Annotated in this window: 19 protein-coding genes; 9 read left to right on the top strand and 10 right to left on the bottom strand. The window is 35.1% G+C overall.

Translation table 11 applies throughout. The features are described 5' to 3' along the window. Positions 1 to 5 precede the first annotated feature (5 nt). Positions 6 to 1,322, bottom strand: a complete 1,317-nt coding sequence (locus tag ACKTSC_RS10875; RefSeq protein WP_407857602.1) for a S1C family serine protease — start codon at positions 1,320 to 1,322, stop codon at positions 6 to 8. A 422-nt stretch (positions 1,323 to 1,744) separates the two neighbouring features. Here ACKTSC_RS10875 and rlmH point away from each other — a divergent pair, with 422 nt between their 5' ends. Together rlmH and ACKTSC_RS10865 are read left to right on the top strand one after the other, a co-directional pair. Beyond that, positions 1,745 to 2,224, top strand: coding sequence for a 23S rRNA (pseudouridine(1915)-N(3))-methyltransferase RlmH (rlmH, locus tag ACKTSC_RS10870; RefSeq protein WP_332580984.1), 480 nt, complete (start codon positions 1,745 to 1,747; stop codon positions 2,222 to 2,224). 132 nt (positions 2,225 to 2,356) lie between these two features. Continuing rightward, positions 2,357 to 3,040 carry a TVP38/TMEM64 family protein gene (locus tag ACKTSC_RS10865; RefSeq protein WP_407857601.1) on the top strand — a complete coding sequence of 228 codons (684 nt, stop codon included), beginning with the start codon at positions 2,357 to 2,359 and terminating at the stop codon, positions 3,038 to 3,040. Positions 3,041 to 3,065: 25 nt separating this feature from the next. Here ACKTSC_RS10865 and ACKTSC_RS10860 read toward each other — a convergent pair whose 3' ends face one another. Beyond that, a complete protein-coding gene (locus tag ACKTSC_RS10860) occupies positions 3,066 to 3,215 on the bottom strand; it encodes a hypothetical protein (RefSeq protein ID WP_332580982.1) in 150 nt (49 codons plus the stop codon). Positions 3,216 to 3,435: 220 nt separating this feature from the next. Further along, positions 3,436 to 3,975, bottom strand: coding sequence for a hypothetical protein (locus ACKTSC_RS10855; RefSeq protein WP_407855016.1), 540 nt, complete (start codon positions 3,973 to 3,975; stop codon positions 3,436 to 3,438). Positions 3,976 to 4,170: 195 nt separating this feature from the next. Here ACKTSC_RS10855 and ACKTSC_RS10850 point away from each other — a divergent pair, with 195 nt between their 5' ends. Continuing rightward, positions 4,171 to 4,962 carry a hypothetical protein gene (locus ACKTSC_RS10850; protein ID WP_407857600.1) on the top strand — a complete coding sequence of 264 codons (792 nt, stop codon included), beginning with the start codon at positions 4,171 to 4,173 and terminating at the stop codon, positions 4,960 to 4,962. Positions 4,963 to 5,007: 45 nt separating this feature from the next. Here ACKTSC_RS10850 and ACKTSC_RS10845 read toward each other — a convergent pair whose 3' ends face one another. Together ACKTSC_RS10845 and ACKTSC_RS10840 are read right to left on the bottom strand one after the other, a co-directional pair. Continuing rightward, the gene (locus ACKTSC_RS10845) at positions 5,008 to 5,892 is read right to left on the bottom strand and encodes a phytoene/squalene synthase family protein (RefSeq protein WP_407857599.1); all 885 of its coding nucleotides are present in this window, start codon (positions 5,890 to 5,892) and stop codon (positions 5,008 to 5,010) included. Beyond that, positions 5,882 to 7,366, bottom strand: coding sequence for a phytoene desaturase family protein (locus ACKTSC_RS10840; RefSeq protein ID WP_407857598.1), 1,485 nt, complete (start codon positions 7,364 to 7,366; stop codon positions 5,882 to 5,884). The genes ACKTSC_RS10845 and ACKTSC_RS10840 overlap by 11 nt, the downstream gene beginning before the upstream one ends. Before the next feature lie 241 nt (positions 7,367 to 7,607). On the opposite strand from ACKTSC_RS10840, the gene ACKTSC_RS10835 reads away from it, so the two are divergent. Both ACKTSC_RS10835 and ACKTSC_RS10830 read left to right on the top strand, forming a co-directional pair. Next, positions 7,608 to 8,117, top strand: coding sequence for a YehS family protein (locus ACKTSC_RS10835; protein WP_407857597.1), 510 nt, complete (start codon positions 7,608 to 7,610; stop codon positions 8,115 to 8,117). A gap of 37 nt (positions 8,118 to 8,154) precedes the next feature. Continuing rightward, positions 8,155 to 8,877, top strand: a complete 723-nt coding sequence (locus ACKTSC_RS10830; RefSeq protein WP_407857596.1) for a potassium channel family protein — start codon at positions 8,155 to 8,157, stop codon at positions 8,875 to 8,877. 40 nt (positions 8,878 to 8,917) lie between these two features. Here ACKTSC_RS10830 and ACKTSC_RS10825 read toward each other — a convergent pair whose 3' ends face one another. Further along, entirely contained in the window at positions 8,918 to 9,436 is a 519-nt protein-coding gene (locus tag ACKTSC_RS10825; RefSeq protein ID WP_332580975.1) for an HdeD family acid-resistance protein, read from the bottom strand. Between the two features lie 387 nt (positions 9,437 to 9,823). On the opposite strand from ACKTSC_RS10825, the gene ACKTSC_RS10820 reads away from it, so the two are divergent. Next, entirely contained in the window at positions 9,824 to 10,972 is a 1,149-nt protein-coding gene (locus ACKTSC_RS10820; protein WP_407857595.1) for a serine hydrolase, read from the top strand. A 123-nt stretch (positions 10,973 to 11,095) separates the two neighbouring features. Here the strand turns inward: ACKTSC_RS10820 and ndk are convergent, their stop codons facing one another. From ndk to ACKTSC_RS10800, 4 genes are all read right to left on the bottom strand, one after another. After that, positions 11,096 to 11,500: a nucleoside-diphosphate kinase gene (gene ndk, locus ACKTSC_RS10815; RefSeq protein ID WP_407857594.1), complete on the bottom strand. Its 405-nt coding sequence runs from the start codon at positions 11,498 to 11,500 to the stop codon at positions 11,096 to 11,098. An 80-nt stretch (positions 11,501 to 11,580) separates the two neighbouring features. Continuing rightward, complete coding sequence (locus ACKTSC_RS10810) at positions 11,581 to 13,947, bottom strand: phosphoketolase family protein (protein WP_407857593.1); 2,367 nt, start codon at positions 13,945 to 13,947, stop codon at positions 11,581 to 11,583. A 252-nt stretch (positions 13,948 to 14,199) separates the two neighbouring features. Next, positions 14,200 to 14,655 (bottom strand): DUF2188 domain-containing protein, encoded by a 456-nt coding sequence (locus ACKTSC_RS10805; RefSeq protein ID WP_407856325.1) that lies wholly within the window; start codon positions 14,653 to 14,655, stop codon positions 14,200 to 14,202. A 129-nt stretch (positions 14,656 to 14,784) separates the two neighbouring features. Further along, a complete protein-coding gene (locus ACKTSC_RS10800) occupies positions 14,785 to 14,952 on the bottom strand; it encodes a hypothetical protein (RefSeq protein ID WP_169818192.1) in 168 nt (55 codons plus the stop codon). 183 nt (positions 14,953 to 15,135) lie between these two features. Here ACKTSC_RS10800 and ACKTSC_RS10795 point away from each other — a divergent pair, with 183 nt between their 5' ends. The 3 genes from ACKTSC_RS10795 to ACKTSC_RS10785 all read left to right on the top strand — a co-directional run bounded on the left by ACKTSC_RS10795 (position 15,136) and on the right by ACKTSC_RS10785 (position 18,650). Beyond that, on the top strand, positions 15,136 to 16,428 hold the full coding sequence (locus tag ACKTSC_RS10795; RefSeq protein WP_332580967.1) for a GntP family permease: 1,293 nt from the start codon (positions 15,136 to 15,138) through the stop codon (positions 16,426 to 16,428). Between the two features lie 12 nt (positions 16,429 to 16,440). Beyond that, complete coding sequence (locus ACKTSC_RS10790) at positions 16,441 to 17,577, top strand: glycerate kinase family protein (RefSeq protein WP_332580966.1); 1,137 nt, start codon at positions 16,441 to 16,443, stop codon at positions 17,575 to 17,577. A 65-nt stretch (positions 17,578 to 17,642) separates the two neighbouring features. Next, positions 17,643 to 18,650 carry a CdaR family transcriptional regulator gene (locus ACKTSC_RS10785; RefSeq protein ID WP_332580965.1) on the top strand — a complete coding sequence of 336 codons (1,008 nt, stop codon included), beginning with the start codon at positions 17,643 to 17,645 and terminating at the stop codon, positions 18,648 to 18,650. Positions 18,651 to 18,737: the final 87 nt, after the last annotated feature.

The raw sequence follows: 18,737 nt of genomic DNA, 5'->3' as shown, positions 1-18,737 counted from the left end.
ATTTCTTAGTTGTTATTTCCTTGTTGGGTCGTTGTAGTTGATTTTAATGAACTAGAATCTAAAGTTAATTTAACAGAAACAGTTTCTTTCTTATCCTGACGATAATAAGTGATTTTTACAGTATCTCCAACTTTATGTTTGTACAACGCAGATTGTAATTCCACACCTGTTGTAATATCGGTATCATCAATTTTTGTGATTACATCATATTTTTTCAAACCTGCTTGAGCGGCGGGAGTTGAAGATTGAACACTTGCAACCACGACACCTTGAGTGACAGAGCTTGGTACTTTGATGATTTCACTTAATTGTTCTGTTGAAAGATCAGAAAGATTAGCCATTGAGATTCCTAAAGCTGGACGAATGACTTTACCCTCTTTTTCTAATTGATTGATGATATTGACTACATCATTACTTGGAATGGCAAAACCGATTCCTTCCACACTGACGTTGGATTCTGTTTGAACGATCTTACTAGAATTGATTCCGACTACTTGACCAGCCATATTTACTAATGGACCACCCGAGTTACCTGGATTGATCGCCGCATCTGTTTGGATTGCGTTAATATTGATTGTTTGACCGTCATCGTTTTGATTGACTACTTGACGATTCAACGAAGAAATAATTCCTGAAGTGACAGAGTTAGCATATTGAGAACCTAAAGGAGATCCTAATGCAATTGCAGGTTCCCCAACTTTTAGACTACTTGAATCACCAAAAGTAGCAGCAGTAATGCCAGAGACCTTTTCAGAATCAACTTTCAATACGGCTAAGTCAGTATAAGAATCTGTACCAACTAAAGAGGCTTTCACTTTTGTGCCATCTTCTAATAAAACTTCAAGCCCATCTTGATTTTCGACTACGTGATTATTCGTAACAATGTATGCAGTGTTGCCTTCAACTTTATAGATAACACCAGAACCTTCAGAAGATTCTTCTAAATCGCTGTTATCACTAGATGAAGAATTGCTATCACTGTCGCTGTCGTTACCAAAAATATCAGAAAATCCGCCTAAACCACTTTGTGTTTGTTGTTGTTTTTGTAAATTGATGACTGAAACAACCGCCCCTTGAACTTTTTTAGCGGCCTCAGTAACATCTGAATTCACATCAACTTTCATATTACTTACTTTGGTACTGCCGGCACTAGGAGAGCCACTAGCTGTCTGACTATTAGGAGATAGCAGTGAACCATTCGCAACATAAAAAATTCCAATCGTTAATACAGCCCCAAGGACACCGCCAAGTAAACTAATACCAAATCGTTTTAAAAATCCAGCGGATCTTTTTGGTCTGGGTGTAATATCTTTTCTTACCATAATTTCCTCCACCTCTACTATAAATTAAGTTATATTGAGTATAGTATTATCTTATAAATTAAGTCTACTATACTGATTTGATTTTTTTATGAAAAAGGATTGTAGGAAAAAATATATCACAGAATATTTTATTTTTTCCACAAGTTTGGTGGAAAACTTAGGAAAAACGTTGTTGATGGATAAATTATAGTTATTAACAACTTTGTGGAAAAAGTGGATAAACAAGTGGAAAACATGTGTTTGTCTGATGAAAACTTATAACATAAGAACTTTCCATTTATCTATCTGTGGATAAACCTGTGATTAGTGTGAATAAGTACGTGGAAAAGTAGCGGATAATCTTTTTAAGGAACACGAAAAAGTGGATAAGTGTGAATTATTAATAGGAAAAGAAAAAAATTTAACGATTATAGGAGTAGAAAATGAATATCAAAATTATTACAGTTGGAAAATTAAAAGAGAAATATTTGGTTCAAGGAATCAATGAATATACAAAGCGGTTAGCTAAATATTGCAAAATCAATTTGATTGAAGTAGCTGATGAAAAAGCGCCTGAAAAATTAAGCGAGGCTGAGATGATTCAAGTGAAAGAAAAAGAAGGAGAACGTATTTTAGCTAAAATAAAGGAACAAGAATATGTTTTTGCTTTAGCGATCAATGGTAAAAATCCAAGCAGTGAAGAATTCGCAGCTACATTAGATAGCCTTCAAACAAGTGGGAAAAGTCAATTTGTTTTCGTAATTGGCGGTTCATTAGGCCTCAGTGATCAAGTGTTAAAACGCAGCAATACTAAAATATCTTTTGGTAAAATGACCTATCCACATCAATTGATGCGTCTGATTTTAGTCGAACAAATCTATCGAACGTTTAGAATTAATAATAATGAACCCTACCACAAATAATGATAGTTTTTTTAGTCAACAAAGCTACTAAATGGCAATAGATGTGAATCTGAAATAGCTAATAACTTCTTGTTTTTGCTCGTCCTTCACTGTGAATATCTGTATACTTGATAAATAAAGTGGGTGAATGATTTGAACAAACAACGAGTGAAAGCACTCCTGATTGGTTTTGGTATTATTCTAATAATTATTTTAGGCTATCATTTGTATTTGCAGTATCAGCAAGACATTCATTTATTTATAGATCCACGAGCCAGTAAAGAAAAATTTGTGCACGAGATCCAATCACACGGAGCATTATCAGCATTCTTATTGATTGGCTTAACAACTATAATGTGTGCTGTGCCAGGAGTTCCTACCTCTGTAGTCGGTGTAATAGCAGGGCTTAGCTTTGGACCTTTAATCGGATCAATGATCAATATTTTTGGAAATACATTTGGAAATGCTATAGCAATTTATTGTATGAGCAAGTTTAAACTATTTGATAAAAAGCAACAAACAAATCACTGGATTCAATCTATAAAAGAGTTGAAACACCCCAGAATAGGGTTGATGTTAGGGTACATGATTCCAGTCATTCCAACTTCAGTGATTAATATTACAGCTGAAACATTGAAATTACCGATGAGAGAAATTATTCTATCTATCATTGTTGGGAGTATTCCGTCATCTATTCTTTATGCTTGCGGGGGAGATACTCTGATTCAAGGAATCAGTAAACCGACCATTATTTTATTGATATGTATTGTTGTGTTAATCAGCTTGTTAGTGTTTATCTATAAAAAAGAGAAGAAGAAAAAAGACCCACGAAAGTAATTATCGGGGGTCTTTTTTTAATCAGTTATTTCTCCGCCTTACGTGCGTTTCCTCGTGAATTGCTTTTTTTGACCAGTGAAGCGGCAGCTACAGTTGAAAGCATCCCTTTACCAAAAGCTTTATCAGTGACTGTTTTAGCAGCACTGTATTTGACTGCAGATTTTAAATAACTCATTGTTCATTCCTCCTCGATTTTTGTGGCTAAGTTCATGATAAACGAATACTAGAAGAGTATTGTAGCCAATCGTGTCTTAATTTCCGACAAAATTCATCAAAGTTAGGAATAGTATCCACTATAAAAAACAAGTCTAAAAAAATGAAAAAGACCCCAACTATCATTACTCTAGGTAATCATAGTTGGGACTTTTATATAAGATTTAATAGACCAATTATAATTAAAGATGAGTATTAAATACTTTTTTTGTAGGTAAAACGTATTGAGAGGAATCTATTCCATCTGCTTCTAATGCTTCTTTAAAATCTTCTACGCTAAGATCGATTTTTCTAGAAAGATCAAAAACACTATGGAGTACATCATGAAAATACATGCTATTACCTTGTTCAAAATAAGCTTTGTATTCAGGTGAAGAAGGAGGATTCCCCGTGTCAGCTTGATATTGTTTTGCTTCTCGTAAATAGTCATTGAAATGATCATTCGTATAATCAACAAAATGATTAAAAATATCAATTGCTAACGATAAATCATGAAACCATAATGCATAGGTCTTTTTAGCTAACCCACCTTGAACCTCAATTAGATTGAAATTATCATCTCTTAAATATTGAGGTACTAACATTTCAATATTCAGTGCTAACCCCGTAAAAGAAACCTCATCAAATTTAAATAATTTTAAATCCTCTAATTCTTTGAGCAAACTTTCTGCCGTGAAATTACGATTTTCCATGCTTTTATAAATTTTTTTTTGTTGAAACATCTTTTTCAGCTCCTCTAAAACTATTATTATAATCAGTATAAACTATGTGGTAATTATTATATATATATAAGATCAGCGCTTACAAATTAAACAAGTCCGTCTGATTTGAGAATGTCTCTATCAGTCAAATTATTAGTTTAATTAGTGCTATAATCTAACTGTATAAAGAGCAAACTATTCGGAGGGATAAAATCAATGAAAAAGATAACAGTCTTTTTGTTAGGGGTATGTTCGTTAGTACTTTTAGTGGGTTGTCATTCGACAAAAAAAGAGCAGCAAACAGATACTAAAGCAAAAGATAGTATTACTGTCAAAAGTACTTCATCAAGTTCTAAAGAAACTTCAGAAACAGCTTCAACTTCAACAAGTAACTCAAGTAACTCAAGCGTTTCAAGTGAATCAAGCACTTCTATTGAGTCTCAAAGTAGTACTCAGACAGAAGCTGCAAAAAATACATCGATTGTGTTAGATGATAATCAAAAAACGCAGATCACCAATGCGTTCTTAACATGGGCAGGACAACGCGCTGAAATAGGGAACATGGCAGTGAGTGATTGGTATTTTGATCATGGTGCAGCGGGTAAGGGTGATTGGTATGCAAATACTCCAGATGGACAAGTTCAAGTTCAAAACAACGGTTATCCAGGGTTTGGTTCGTTTGCGATCCATGCCATCGGTGGCTGTGTCTTCTACACCGCTAAAGATGGTAGTATTGGGAAACAAGAATTGTTTGCAGATTCTTTTGCAACAAATTATTCAGCCAAAATGGATTGGTCAAAGCCGGTAAGTAAATATTTATTAGGTGATAACGGTGTGGTTTACGAATTAAAGACTGGAAATGGGACACCTGTAAGTACGAATACTGGTTTTGGTGAATACAATGATCAAGGGACTCAAATGGAGTATCCTCCAACAATGGATTTTCAAGTTTCTGAGGATAGTGCTGCCCAAGTAAAATTGCAAGAATTAATCAATGTTTATCAATAATAACGAAAAGGCTCCTTCCTAGGAAGAGGCTTTTTCTATTTCTGATTATAATTCTGCTAATGTGAGTTCCTGTAAATATTTTTTTACTTCCTTAATCAATTGGATCTTTTTTAAATTACTGATGGTCGTTTTACCTTGAAAAACATCATAATTGTTTTTGCGAATCTCAGTTAATTGCGCTCGATAAATAAAAAGAGCGGATAAGAGTGCTTGACGGCAATCTTTGTCGATTTGTGGCATCATTTTTAATGACGCAAGATACAAATTTTCCGCTTTGACTGCTAAATCCTCCCAGAGCTGAATAAAATTAGTTGAGAGAGTATGGGTGGCTAAATCAGCAGTTGAAACATGATACTGGTTCATCATTTTTTTGGGGAGATAAATACGATCATCTGTAAAATCTTCGCCAATATCTCTTAAGATATTAGTTAATTGCATGGCCTCTCCTAATTGCTTTGCGGGAATTTGGATAGCTGCTGAATTTGTTGAAAGGATCGGCAGTAGCATCAAACCGACACTACCGGCCACATAGTAACAATAACGGGATAGTTGTTCGTAACTTTCGGGTTGAATAAATTGGATATCCATACTTTGACCACTTAGCATGTCATAAAAAGGGGTGATATCCATCTCAAATGTGTGAAAGACAACCGAAAGCGCACGCCATACAGGTTTGTTAGGAATGTGTCCCTGATCAAAATCAGTTAGTTCAGAACGCAATTCTTGCAATAATTCAGGATCTTTTTGAACATCGATCGCATCATCTGCTAAGCGGCAAAAAGCATAAATAGCATAAACACTTTTTGCTTTTTCTTCAGGTAATTGTGAAAAAGCAGCATAAAAAGATTTTGAATGTTTTTTGATAATACTTTCGCAAACGTCAAAATCCGTTTGATAGTCTACGAAGGCTTTTTTTACATCAGTGGCCATCTTTTATCAACTCCTCGACGGCTAGTTTGGCACTTTGCATCACGATCGGAACACCTGCGCCGGGATGCGTACTGCTGCCACAAAAATAAAGATTTTCTGCATAATCAAATTTATTATGCGGACGATAGTAATTGCTTTGTTTTAGCGTGGGCTTTAAACCAAAAGTTGCCCCATTGTAAGCGTTGAAACGTTGCTGGAAATCTTCTGGTGTAAACAATGTCTCTGAAACGATATATTCTTCAATATCGTCAAATCCAATTTTTTCTTTTAACAATGTCAAAATTTTCTTTCGATAGTCAGCCTTTGTTGGTTCGGTCCAATCAGAAAACTTTGATAATTCAGGTACAGGAACAAGTACGTATAAAATATGTTTTCCTGCTGGCGCTAAACTAGAGTCTTTTTTAGTCGGTTGATACAGATAAAAAGAAGGATCATCCGGCAATTGCCCAGCTTCAAATATGTCATCAATATTCTTTTTGAAATCTTCTGCAAAATAGATATCATGCAGGCTATCGCCTTCATAGGCTTTATCTAATCCTAAATACATCAAAAAACAAGAACAAGAATACTCCAGACTATCGATTTTTTTATCAGTATATTTTCCACGTTTCTTTTCTTCTATTAAATGTTTCATCGCGTAGGGAAAATCCGCATTACAAATAATAGCATCAGCAGGTATGATTTTTTGATCAATTTTTAGCCCAGTTGCAATTTTATTTTCAATCAAGATTTCTTCAACGGGCTGATTATAATGGATCGTACCACCTAATTCTTGAAATAGACGGGCCAATGATTTAGCGAGTGTATACATACCGCCTTTCATGAAATGAACACCGTAAAAAAGTTCGATCATGGGAATCATAGTATATAAAGAAGGCCCTTGGTAAGGTGAAACGCCAATGTACAATGTTTGAAATGCTAGAGACTTTCGTAAACGCTCATCTTTAACAAAACTAGCAATCGACGAATAAGCGTTATTAAAAGTTCGTAATCTCAATCCAGCCCATAATGATTTTGGATTATAAAAGTCCCAAAAACCACGAAATGATCGCGTTAAAAAATGGTCCTTAGCAATAAGGTAACGCTTATAAATATCCGCTAAAAATTTAAAATACCCTTGTGCATCAGATTCTGAGATAGATTCTAATGTTTTAGTAAGCTTGACAAAATCACTAGAAATAGGGAGGATATCCTCTTTAGAAAAATGGAGATTCAGCATTGGATCCAATACTTCCATTGGAATATATTCATCGGGATCACGTTGACAAAAGCTAAATACTTCTCGATAAACTTCAGGCATCATAACAATTGTTGGCCCCATATCAAAAGTAAAACCATCAACTTTTAGTTGATTCATTTTACCACCAGGTTGTCCGTCTTTTTCGTAGATTTCTACCTCATAACCGAGGTACTGTAATCTCACAGCGGCGGAAAGACCGGCTATACCTGCACCAACAATCAAAACTTTTTTCATTTAAAATACCTCGCGTTTATCTTATTTTCTTCTGTTATTACAAAAAAAATCTTAATTAAAGCTTTTTTTGCTACTAAATTTAGCATAGCATGTTTTTTTATAAATTAAAAATAGTAGAATCGGTGAGTAGAGCTATAAAACATTTCCTTATAGAAAAAGAAGTTGTATGATGGATAAGCAGGATGATTTTCTTAAAAAATAAAAATGAATGCTAATAAATTGGACTGATAGGAGAGACCATATGAACAATAATGATCGCTTGTTACGCTTGAGGTATGCAGTAGATATCAAGGATCAGGATCTGATCAAAGCTTTTGAACTCGGTGGGATGACAGTGACACGAGAAGAAGTTAAAGCGATGCTGACAAAAGAAAAAGAAACACCGCCGGATGAAAACAATGTATATCTGAAACCGATCAATAATCAAGTCTTAGACTCTTTTTTGAATGGTTTCATCACTTTAAAAAGAGGACCGCAAAAAAATAAACCTGAGATAGAGCTAGCACCTAAGAGTAAAGAAATCAAACACATCAATAATATTTTGTTGAAAAAATTGAAGATCGCTTTGTTTTTAACTAGCGATGATATGTTGACTATCTTTGCCGAAGCAGGTGTTTATCCATCAAAAGCTGAATTAGGAGCGATTTTAAGAAAAGAAGGACACCGTAATTTCAAACCATGTGGCGATAAATATATGCGTAACTTTTTAAAAGGTTTGGGTATCTGTTATCGAGAGGGCGATAATCGCTAGCTTGTTTAAAGTATTTCATAGTTAAGAATGCAAAGGAGTGAGGTATTTGAATCAGAGGTGGAGGCACCAGCTATATCTTGTTGGTGATTTTGTCTTAACATTCTTCTGGATTTTATTATTCATCCTTAGTTTGGCCGGAATAATTGATATCAATCAATTTCCGTATCGTCAAATGGATACGTGCATCTTGCTCTTCTTCTTTGTTAGTTACATGGTTCGTCTTTTTAAGGCCACAAATAAAAAGAAGTATTTTATAGATAATATTTTTGATTTATTGGCAATCATTCCGTTGAATTTTTTGAATGGTGGCTTTTTATTAAAAGCCAATCGGCTATTTCGTATTGTTAATTTGCTAGCAAAACTAGGTCATAACAAAAATAGTATTCTATACCGCAATGGATTTATTTACGCATTATATGCTAGCGGGTGCATCATTTTTGTCGGTAGCGGATTTTACAGTATTGCAGAAAGTATTGGCTATAAAGATAGCATTTGGTTTAGTTTAGTAACAATGACGACAGTAGGTTATGGTGATATCGTTCCAAAAACAGATCTGGGTAGATTTATTGCTGCGATAACAATGCTTTTTGGAATTGGTTTTATCGGTATGTTAACGTCAACGATTACAAATTACTTCAAGGATCGAAATACAAATAAAAAAAAGAAATCTTCTGAGATTGAAGAACTACATGCAAAAGTTTCTGAGCTCACACAAGCAGTGGAACATCTGACTAGGAATTTAGAAGATAAAGAAAAATAAATAAAAAACCTTCTCTCATTTGAGAGAAGGTTTTTTTGTCTTAAAAGGCATAAACAATAAATGAGATGCCGATCATCATAAAGTAAAATCCAACTAAAAAAGCTAATGTTAACGCAGATGTGATTGGATTGAATAGCAACATGAATCCTAAAATGATTCCAAGAATATTAATTACTAGATTAAACCAGTAAAATCCTGTTCCACGTTCTCGAAAAATACTAGATTCAGCTAGGGCCACGATTGAATCGACAATAAACCATATTGCAAACACATAAGGTAATGCAATCAACCCGGCAGTAACATTAAAGAATAGAAAAATACCTATTAGTAAATCAAAGATCCCAACGATAATCAACATTGTAGACTTTTGATTCGTAAATTCATGCAATTTACGTCTTACAAATAATTCAAAAATTCCTTTGAAAATAGCCAATAAAGCAAAAATATAAACAATAGCTAACAAACTACTTTCTGGATTTTTGAATGCTGCAAGAGATACTAAAATGAATAAAATTCCTAATAGGAAATACGGAAAACTAAATCCTGATCTTCTTTCCATTTTATTTCACCTCCATAAAATAAGTATAACTCTGGAAAGAAAAAAACAAAAATAAAAAACTTTTATATTAAAAATGATTTTTTGCGTTGTTTGCTTAGGTATTATTGTTGGAATTATCATCGATTATTATTAATAGATTTTTTATTTAGTAACGATTATTTAAGTGAACAATTATTAAAAATGCAAAAATTTAGAAGCAACTAAAATGTTCATGGAATCAAAGTTCAATGATCAATTTATAGTGAAAAATTGTGCTTAATGAGAGAGAAACAATTGTTAATTATTTTTGATAAAACGATGTATTCTGAAATATTCTTATAATTATTATATTTATTTTATAAAAAATATTGTATTATTTAAAAGATATTTTAAGAAGGGTCGTTACAAATGTTCATTAGTATAGGTTTAATAGTCGCTTTCTTAGTTTTAGTTGGACTGACTGCTCTAAATAAACAACGTCATTTAAAAAAAGGTCAGTTATTGAAGAAAGCTTTGTTATTTTGGTTGGTCCTCACGCTAACCTGGATTTTCTATTTAATTATTAGTAAGATTCCATTATTGAAAGTTAGCGCAAGCTTCATTTCAATCAATGGGTTTCTGCTATATTTATTTTATTATTTGAATATATCTTATAAACGGATAGATAAAGTACTTTTTAAACGTCTTTTTGCTCTTTGGGTAGTATTCATTTGTTTATTCGTCGGTATCAACAGTATTGCGAATCATCAAATAGGAACTAATTTTTGGTCAAAATCTCAAAAAGAAACCAGTGAATCCAAAGAGGATCAAAAAGAGACGAAAAAGGAAAAAATGATGAAACAGAAATCAACGGATTTAACAGAACGTTGGCAAGCAACATTGAAAAATTATCAGGACACAAATGTTGATATTGCATTGTATAGTAAAGCAGATGATCATACGTATAAATTAACCCATCAAACACAAGATAATCCGTTTTATACAGCTAGTATCATTAAAGTTTCCATTTTAGCCCAGATATTACATTTAGAACAAACAAAGCAATTAACGGTCTCAGATGAGGAACGGACTTTGATGCAGTCAATGATCGAACAAAGCGACAATGAGGCGACTACATATTTATTAACCAATAAATTAGAAGGCTACAATGGTACTGCGCCATTATTCAAAGCATTGAAGATGCGCCATAGTTCACCAGATTTGACTGCATGGGGAACCTCAACTACCACAGCAACGGATCAAATCAAGTTATTGAATGAAATTTTCTTTTCAAATGATTTTTTGAATCAAGAAAATATAGCGTATATAAAAAATTTAATGGGGAACGTTGAAAGTGATCAAAATTGGGGGATCTCTGCGGTAAGTGAAGATTCACAATTAAAAAATGGTTGGTTACAATATGATGAAGCAGGATGGATCGTAAATTCAATCGGACATGTAGTAATTGCTGGAAAAGATTATACAATGGCTGTTTTAACAAATAATAATACTACGCAAGCAGAAGGCCAACAATTGATTGAACAGCTGTCTAAAGATGTTCAAGAAGTAGTCAAGTAGAAAGAAATCAATCTAAGATGGGGATCAAAATCGTGAAAGAACAAGAATCTGTCTTTTGATGCTCATGGGAGAATAAAAGAGAATTTCAAGAATAACATTCTTGAAATTCTCTTTTATTTATACTTATTTTTGCGGAAAGAAACGATTGATTTCTATTTGAGCGGCTTCTTTGGAATCAGAAGCATGAACGATATTTTGGGTCGAGTCAATTGAAAAATCGCCTCGGATCGTTCCGGGAGCCGCCTCTAAGGCATTGGTCTTCCCAATCATCGTCCGAATCAAATGAATCACATTCTCTTGTTCAAGGATCATCAAAACAACAGGACCAGTCGTCATATAATCGACTAAGTTATCAAAAAAAGGTTCATTTTTCAAATGTGCGTAATGTTCTTTAACGATAGCTACAGATAAGGTTTCTAATGACATTTTTTTAATAATAAGTCCACGATCTTCAAAACGTTGAATAATTTTTCCCATCAACTTTCTTTTTACACCATCAGGTTTTATGATGACCAATGTTTGTTCCATGAAGAGTCCTCCTTTGTATATTACTAATAGTGAATAAAAAGCCTTGATGTTTTAACATCAAGGCTTTTTTAAGACTAGTATTACTTGTTTAAATTTTCCCATTTCCAATTTTCAACTTCTGGAATATCAATTCCTTCTGAACGAATATAATCATGATGGAATTGTAGCGTTTCATCCATTTTAGTTGAAAAGTCTTGCGCTTTCAAGCCATACACTGCATTGGCAGCATCTTGCGCTAGATGGAAGCGATCCATCTCACTGAAGACACGCATATCAAATGGAGTAGTAATATCACCGTTTTCACGATAACCATGAATATGCAGATTATGATTCGCGCGATCAAAGAAAATATCTTTGACCATTCCTTCATAACCATGGAAAGCAAAGACTATTGGTTTATCAGTAGTGAACAAATCATTGAATTGGGCATCACTTAATCCACGAGGGTCCACATTTGGATGACGCAATTTTAATAAATCAACGACATTGATAAAACGAATTTTAAGCTCTGGATATTGTTTATTTAACAATGAGATTGCAGCTAAAGCTTCTAAGTTCGGTTCAGTACCAGCTGCTGCGATGACTACGTCAGGTTCTTCGCCATTATCTGTACTTGCCCAATCGATTACTTTCAAACCTTCTGCGACTAATTCTTCTGCTTCTTTTGCAGAGTAGAATTGTGGACGAGGTTGTTTGCTGGAAACGATCAAGTTAATTACTTGTTCATCTTGCATTGCTTTATCCATGACTGCCATCAAGCTATTCGCATCTGCTGGCAAGTACTCACGAATAAATTCAGGTTTTTTCTCAGCTAAATGAGTCAATACACCTGGATCTTGGTGTGTATAACCGTTGTGGTCTTGCTGGAAAACCGTAGATGTAGCCATAATATTCAAGGCTGGATATTTTTTGCGCCAAGCATGTGCACTGGCTTTACGCATCCATTTGAAATGCTGTGTCAACATAGAATCAACAACGCGTAAAAATGATTCATAACTAGCGAAGAAACCATGACGGCCAGTTAAGACATAACCTTCTAAGAAACCTTCAGCTTGGTGTTCAGAAAGTTGTCCATCGATGACGCGACCAGCTGAAGATTGCCATTCATCATTACTATTTTTAGGTTCTAACCATTGACGATTTGTAACATCAAAGATTTTATTCAAACGATTTGATTTTGTTTCATCAGGACCAAAAATACGGAAATTGTCTGGATTTTCAGAAATCATATCTCGTGCTTGTTGGCCAAATATGATCATGTCTTGAGCAATCACTGCACCTGGTGTAGTGGTATCGATCGCATATTGTTTCCAGTCAGGCATCTTCATCGATTTAGGATTAATTCCGCCATTGGTGATAGGGTTAGTAGACATCCGTTTACTTCCCTTAGGTGATAATGCTCTTACTTCATCAGTAATTTTTCCAGCTGCGTCAAACAATTCATCAGGTCGATATGATTTTAACCAATTAACTAATTGATCGATATGTTCCATATGTTCAGAATCTACTGGAATCGGAACTTGGTGTGCTCTGAAAGTACCAGAAATTTGTTCGCCATCCCAAGTATCTGGACCAGTCCAGCCTTTTGGCGTACGGAAAATAATCACTGGCCAATGTGGCATAACTGCTTCATCAGCACTTGCTTTTCTAGCCTCTGTTTGAATTTTTTTGATTTCAGTGATAACCTCATCTAACGTTTTTGCCATCATTGGATGGACTGCTTTTGGATCTGTTCCTTCAACAAAATAAGGTTTCCAGCCAAGGCCTTCAAAGTATTTTGTTAATTCTTCGTCTGATTTACGAGATAAAATCGTTGGGTTAGAAATTTTGCCACCATTTAAGTAAAGAATGGGTAAAACAGCTCCGTCATTGACTGGATTGATAAATACATTAGAAAACCAACCAGCTGATAAAGGACCAGTTTCCGCTTCACCATCACCGACAACAGTTGCTGCAATCACATCTGGATTATCTAAAATAGCACCAGTTGCATGTGATAAGGCATAACCTAATTCTCCACCTTCGTGAATAGAACCGGGAGTTTCAGGAGCTGCATGGGAGGCAATACCACCTGGGAAAGAAAAAATTTTACATAGTTTTTTTAAGCCTTCTTCACTTTCTGGATATTCGGGATAAATTTCTGAGTAGCTACCATCGATATAAGAATTAGAGACCATCACTTGACCGCCATGACCAGGACCTTCAATATAAAACATATTTAAATCATATTTATTGATTGCGCGATTTAAATGAGCATAGACAAAGTTCTGACCAGCAATAGTTCCCCAATGACCAATTGGATGCGTTTTAACATCTTCTTTTTTGATTGGTCGTCTTAATAAGGGATTGTCTTTCAAATACATTTGAGCGACAGAAATATAGTTTGCAGCACGCCACCAAGCATCAACGGTATCTAAGTATTCTTTGGAATCATAATTGATTTTCATGGTAAAACTCCTTTGTAGTAAATTTTACTTTTATTATTCTAGTACAATATACCTTTATCTTGTGAGTTTGTAAACTATTAAATAGAAAATAATTTAAAAGAATAGAAAATAGTAGTTTTACATTAGTGTTTTCCCTAATAAAAATGTGTTATTCAGCATGTTTAACTACTTTTAAAAAATTAGTTTTTGCAAGCTAAATAGCACGATAAACAAATTATGTTGGTCTGTTTATCGCGCTAAAATCCTATGCATTTAGGAGTCTATATAATTGTATGTTTGTTGAATTGTTCCGTCTTGCTTGTAAATCTTTACGGAAGATTGTTTATTTTTGGCGATTTCTTTGGCCCTTTCGATAGCAGGTTCTTTATTATCGAAAATATCGCTCGCTTGATCTGCGCCATCAGAAATTACACTCCAATGGTCGTCTTCGTATTTTACCAATATATCTGCATTCATTAGTTTTTGAGCATTTTTATTTTTTTCATGGGAGTCATTTTTTTGTGGATTTGCTGTTTGTTGAAAGGCTTTTTTTTCATCCCTCGAAGCATCTTTGCACCATTTTTCTGCTTGACTGATTGCAATAGGGATAGCTCGTTCGTCTGGGTAACCATCAATTAACAAGGCATTGGCGATATCGATTGCTTTTTTACGAATCAAAGGGTCTAAATTTTTCATTGAAACGGGGTAGTCATGCATATTCCAAGGCATTGAAAATTCCTCCTTAAGTATTCTAAGATAATTAAACCTTACTATGGAAGTCTTCGTTTTAAAATCGATCTGCTCAAAAAGTACCTTCATCGTTTATGAAGGTACAGCGTTAAATCACTATGATAAAGGCTAGTCTTTTCTGATTTTAGAGACATGTCGACTGTGACCACCAATTTTTTCAGCGAATTGATCGGATTCTTGTTTACTTTGGAATACCCAAAGTTTTTCAGGGTCTTTTTCACGAGTTCTTTGACCTTCTTTACCAATGTAACCATGTAGGACTTTGACAACATACATAAGATCACCTGCTTTTTTAGTTTGGCTTATAGTATACGAAATCCTAAAATGAAAGCAATTTATTTGCTTTAAGATTGTTTTTAATTGTGCATTTGCACAATTAATACTGTGAATCTAACAATTTTATTTATAAATGAAATCGGTAGAATGAAAACGTAAACAAAATTAAAGGAGATGATTCACATGCCGGACATTACAGTACCGTGGTATGCAGCAATTATTGGATTACTTTTCGCTATTTTTTTGATTTTAAAGAAAATGAATCCGGTTTATTCATTATTTTTAGGAGCGATTGTTGGGTGTTTATTGGGTGGTGCTTCATTAAGTGATACGGTCAATATTTTAGTTGCAGGAACCCAAAGTATCATGGGGACTGCTATTCGGGTGTTAGCAGCTGGAATGCTAGCTGGTGTTATGATGGAATCTGGAGCAGCAGAATCGATTGCTCATGCCATCGTAAAAAAATTAGGGGCCAACAAAGCAATTTTATCTTTGGCGTTGTCGACGATGATTATTACTGCAGTAGGTGTATTTATTCCAGTGGCTGTTTTGATCGTGGCACCAATTGCGCTGTCTGTAGGAAGACAAACAGGTATTAGTAAACTAGCATTATTGACCGCGCTATCGGGTGGGGGAAAAGCAGGCAATATCATTTCACCAAATCCGAATACGATTGCTGCAGCTAATGGTTTCAAATTAGATTTGAGCAGTGTCATGATCGCTGGTTTTATTCCAGCTGTTTGTGGATTGATTACAGCAGTTGTGATCGCTAGTTTGATCAAGAAGAAAGGAATCATGGTTCAAGATAGTGATATCGAAGAAGGTAAAGAAAAACAATTGATGCCATTGAATAAAGCATTGATTGCACCTGTTTTATCAATTGTTTTGTTATTGATCAATCCGATTGGTACGATGCTGCATATCGAAGTTTTAGCTAAGCTAAAAATAGATGCTATGTATATTTTACCGTTTGCTTCAATCGTTGGCACTATCGCAATGGGACATGTCCATCAAATTAGAGAGTATTCTAAAGCCGGAATTTACCGAGTAACAGATACTGTGTTGATTTTAATCGGAGCAGGAGCAATTGCCGGTTTGATTTCTGTATCAGATCTTTCGAAACAAGTAGTTCATTTGATTTCAGTCGCTGGAATTTCAGGTACTTTCTTAGCGCCGATTTCTGGTATATTAATGGGCTTAGCTGTCGGTTCTACGTCAACTGCGGTCATATTAGCAACTGGATCTTTCGGCAATGCTATTTTAGCTACCGGAACAGCGCCATTAGCGGCAGCTGTAATGGTTCATACGGGTGCGACAGTGATCGATAGCGTACCACAGGGGAATTATTTTCATATTACAGCCAATAGCATGCACATGTCGATTAAGGAACGAATGAAAGTTATTCCATATGAATTTTGTGTGGGTGGCGTTATGACGATTGTAGCTACTATTTTATATGGTTTTATTTTGAAATAAGGAGAATTCATGATGGAAAAAACATTTGTATTAGCACCTGATTCTTTTAAAGAGAGTATGAGTGCAAAAAAAGCCTGTGAAGCAATGGAACGAGGCATTCATAAAGTAATGCCAGCAGCTAAAATCATTCATGTTCCAATGGCGGATGGTGGTGAAGGAACTGTTGACGCATTGGTTGATGGAAGTGGCGGTGAACGAGTTGCTATTGAAGTATCTGGTCCGATACCAACAGAAAAAGTAGCAACTTACTATGGCTTGCTAGCGGATAAAAAGACTGCAGTCATGGAAATGGCTAAAGCGAATGGCATCGAGTTGTTATCAGAAAATAAAAGAAATCCTTTAATCACATCAACTTACGGGACAGGCGAAATGATCAAAGCTGCCTTAGACCAAGGTGTGGAGAGAATTATTATCGGTATTGGGGGCAGTGTGACCAATGATGGTGGTGCGGGAATGGCTCAGGCTTTGGGCGTTCATCTGCTAGACGAGCATGGGGATGAACTGTCTGTCGGCGGTGGTGCGCTTTCTAGATTAACATCGATTGATGTGGCTGATATTGATCCCCGTATCAAACAAACAGAAATCATTATTGCCAGTGATGTGACCAATCCATTAGTGGGAGAAACTGGGGCATCAGTTGTATTCGGTCCGCAAAAAGGGGCAACACCAGAAATGGTCCAATTATTGGATGAAAATCTAACTCATTATGCGGAAGTTATTCAAAAGGAATTAAAAATTAGCATCAAGGATCGACCAGGAGCTGGAGCAGCGGGTGGTTTAGGCGCAGGGTTGTTAGTTTTTACCCATGCTAGTATGCGTTCGGGAATTGATTTGGTCATTGAACTAACGAAGTTGACTGAGAAAATCGCACAAGCAGATTATGTTTTCACTGGTGAAGGTGGCATGGACTTTCAAACCAAATTTGGTAAAGCCCCTTACGGAGTTGCAAAGGTAGCTAAGACATTTGAAAAACCAGTCTTTGCATGTGCCGGTTATATCGGCGAACAAGTCGAAGTCCTTTATGACGAAGGAATGACTGCGATTTTTGGTATTTTAGCTAAGGCAAGTTCACTGGAAGAAGCATTGAAAGATGGTGAGAGCAATTTGGAACGGACGGTTGAAAATATTGTCCGTGTACTGAATGCTTGAGCAAGTCAAAGGACTATGAAATGGGTTACAATGAAAGTAAATCATTTTCATAGGACGGGTAAACGATGAGTAATTTATTGACAACAGAGCAGGCCAACTTAATTGTCAAAAAGTTGATGGCAGATATCCCTTATAATATTAATATTATGAATGAGCATGGATATATTATTGCTAGCGGTAAAAACCACCGAATCGGGGAGCGTCACCGTGGAGCGGAGCGTGCAATCAAACAGAAAGCTATGGTCGAGATTTTTAAAGATACGTCTTTGGAAAAACGTGGGACGAATGAACCCATCATTTTGAATGGCGAATTATTGGGAGTAGTGGGAATTTCGGGCGATCCAGCAGAGGTACGACCTTTTACGAAATTAGTCAAATCGATTGTTTTACTATTAATAGAAGAATTGAACGAATTCAGCAAGAAAGAAAAAAAGAAACAACAGCGGACAGATTTTATAAAAGATCTTTTTTTAGCGGAAGGTACTTACGGTGAAGAACTAGAAAGACGATCTTTAGAAAATTATGGTATCAATTTATTACGACCCAATCGCTGTGTTTTGGCAACAGAACAACAAATTTTAAGAACGCTTTTTCCTTTAAATGAACTTTTTGAATGGCGAAAAAAGTTTTTGATTTTTATTGATGCAGAAGTTGAAGTAAAGACTCAATCTACTAAAATTATTGTCAGTTCCGATAGCTTAAATTTAAGTCGTTCTATGAGAGACGTCGAAAATACTTTTTTATATTTACAATTTTCTCAGATACCTTTTGATCATACTTTTTTTACTGAGGATGTTTACTTTGCCCATTTGTTTGATTTTCCAATTGAACTTGATCAAGTACTGTTAAAAAAGGTCAATGCTATCTATGATGAATATTATGAAACGATTGTTTCTTTTGCTAATAACAGTACGAATGTCAAAGCCGGGGCTGATCAGTTACAAATCCATCGTAATACATTGAACTATCGAATCGAGCGTATTCATAAATTAACTCAAAAAGATCCTCGAAGCTGGTCTGCTTTATGGACACTGATGTATCACTTTGCCTATTGTTTCAAACAAAGAAATTAAAAAATAAGGCTACCTCATTAAGAGGATAGCCTTATTTTTGTCTTTTATTTTTCTAAAAGTGCTTGTGTATTTTTGTAAAAAAGTAAT

This window comes from Enterococcus hailinensis, from assembly GCF_045862035.1.
Classification (GTDB): Bacteria; Bacillota; Bacilli; order Lactobacillales; family Enterococcaceae; genus Enterococcus_A; species Enterococcus_A hailinensis.
The sequence above is the reverse complement of the archived record's forward strand: the minus strand, read 5'-3'. Positions and strand labels throughout refer to the sequence as shown.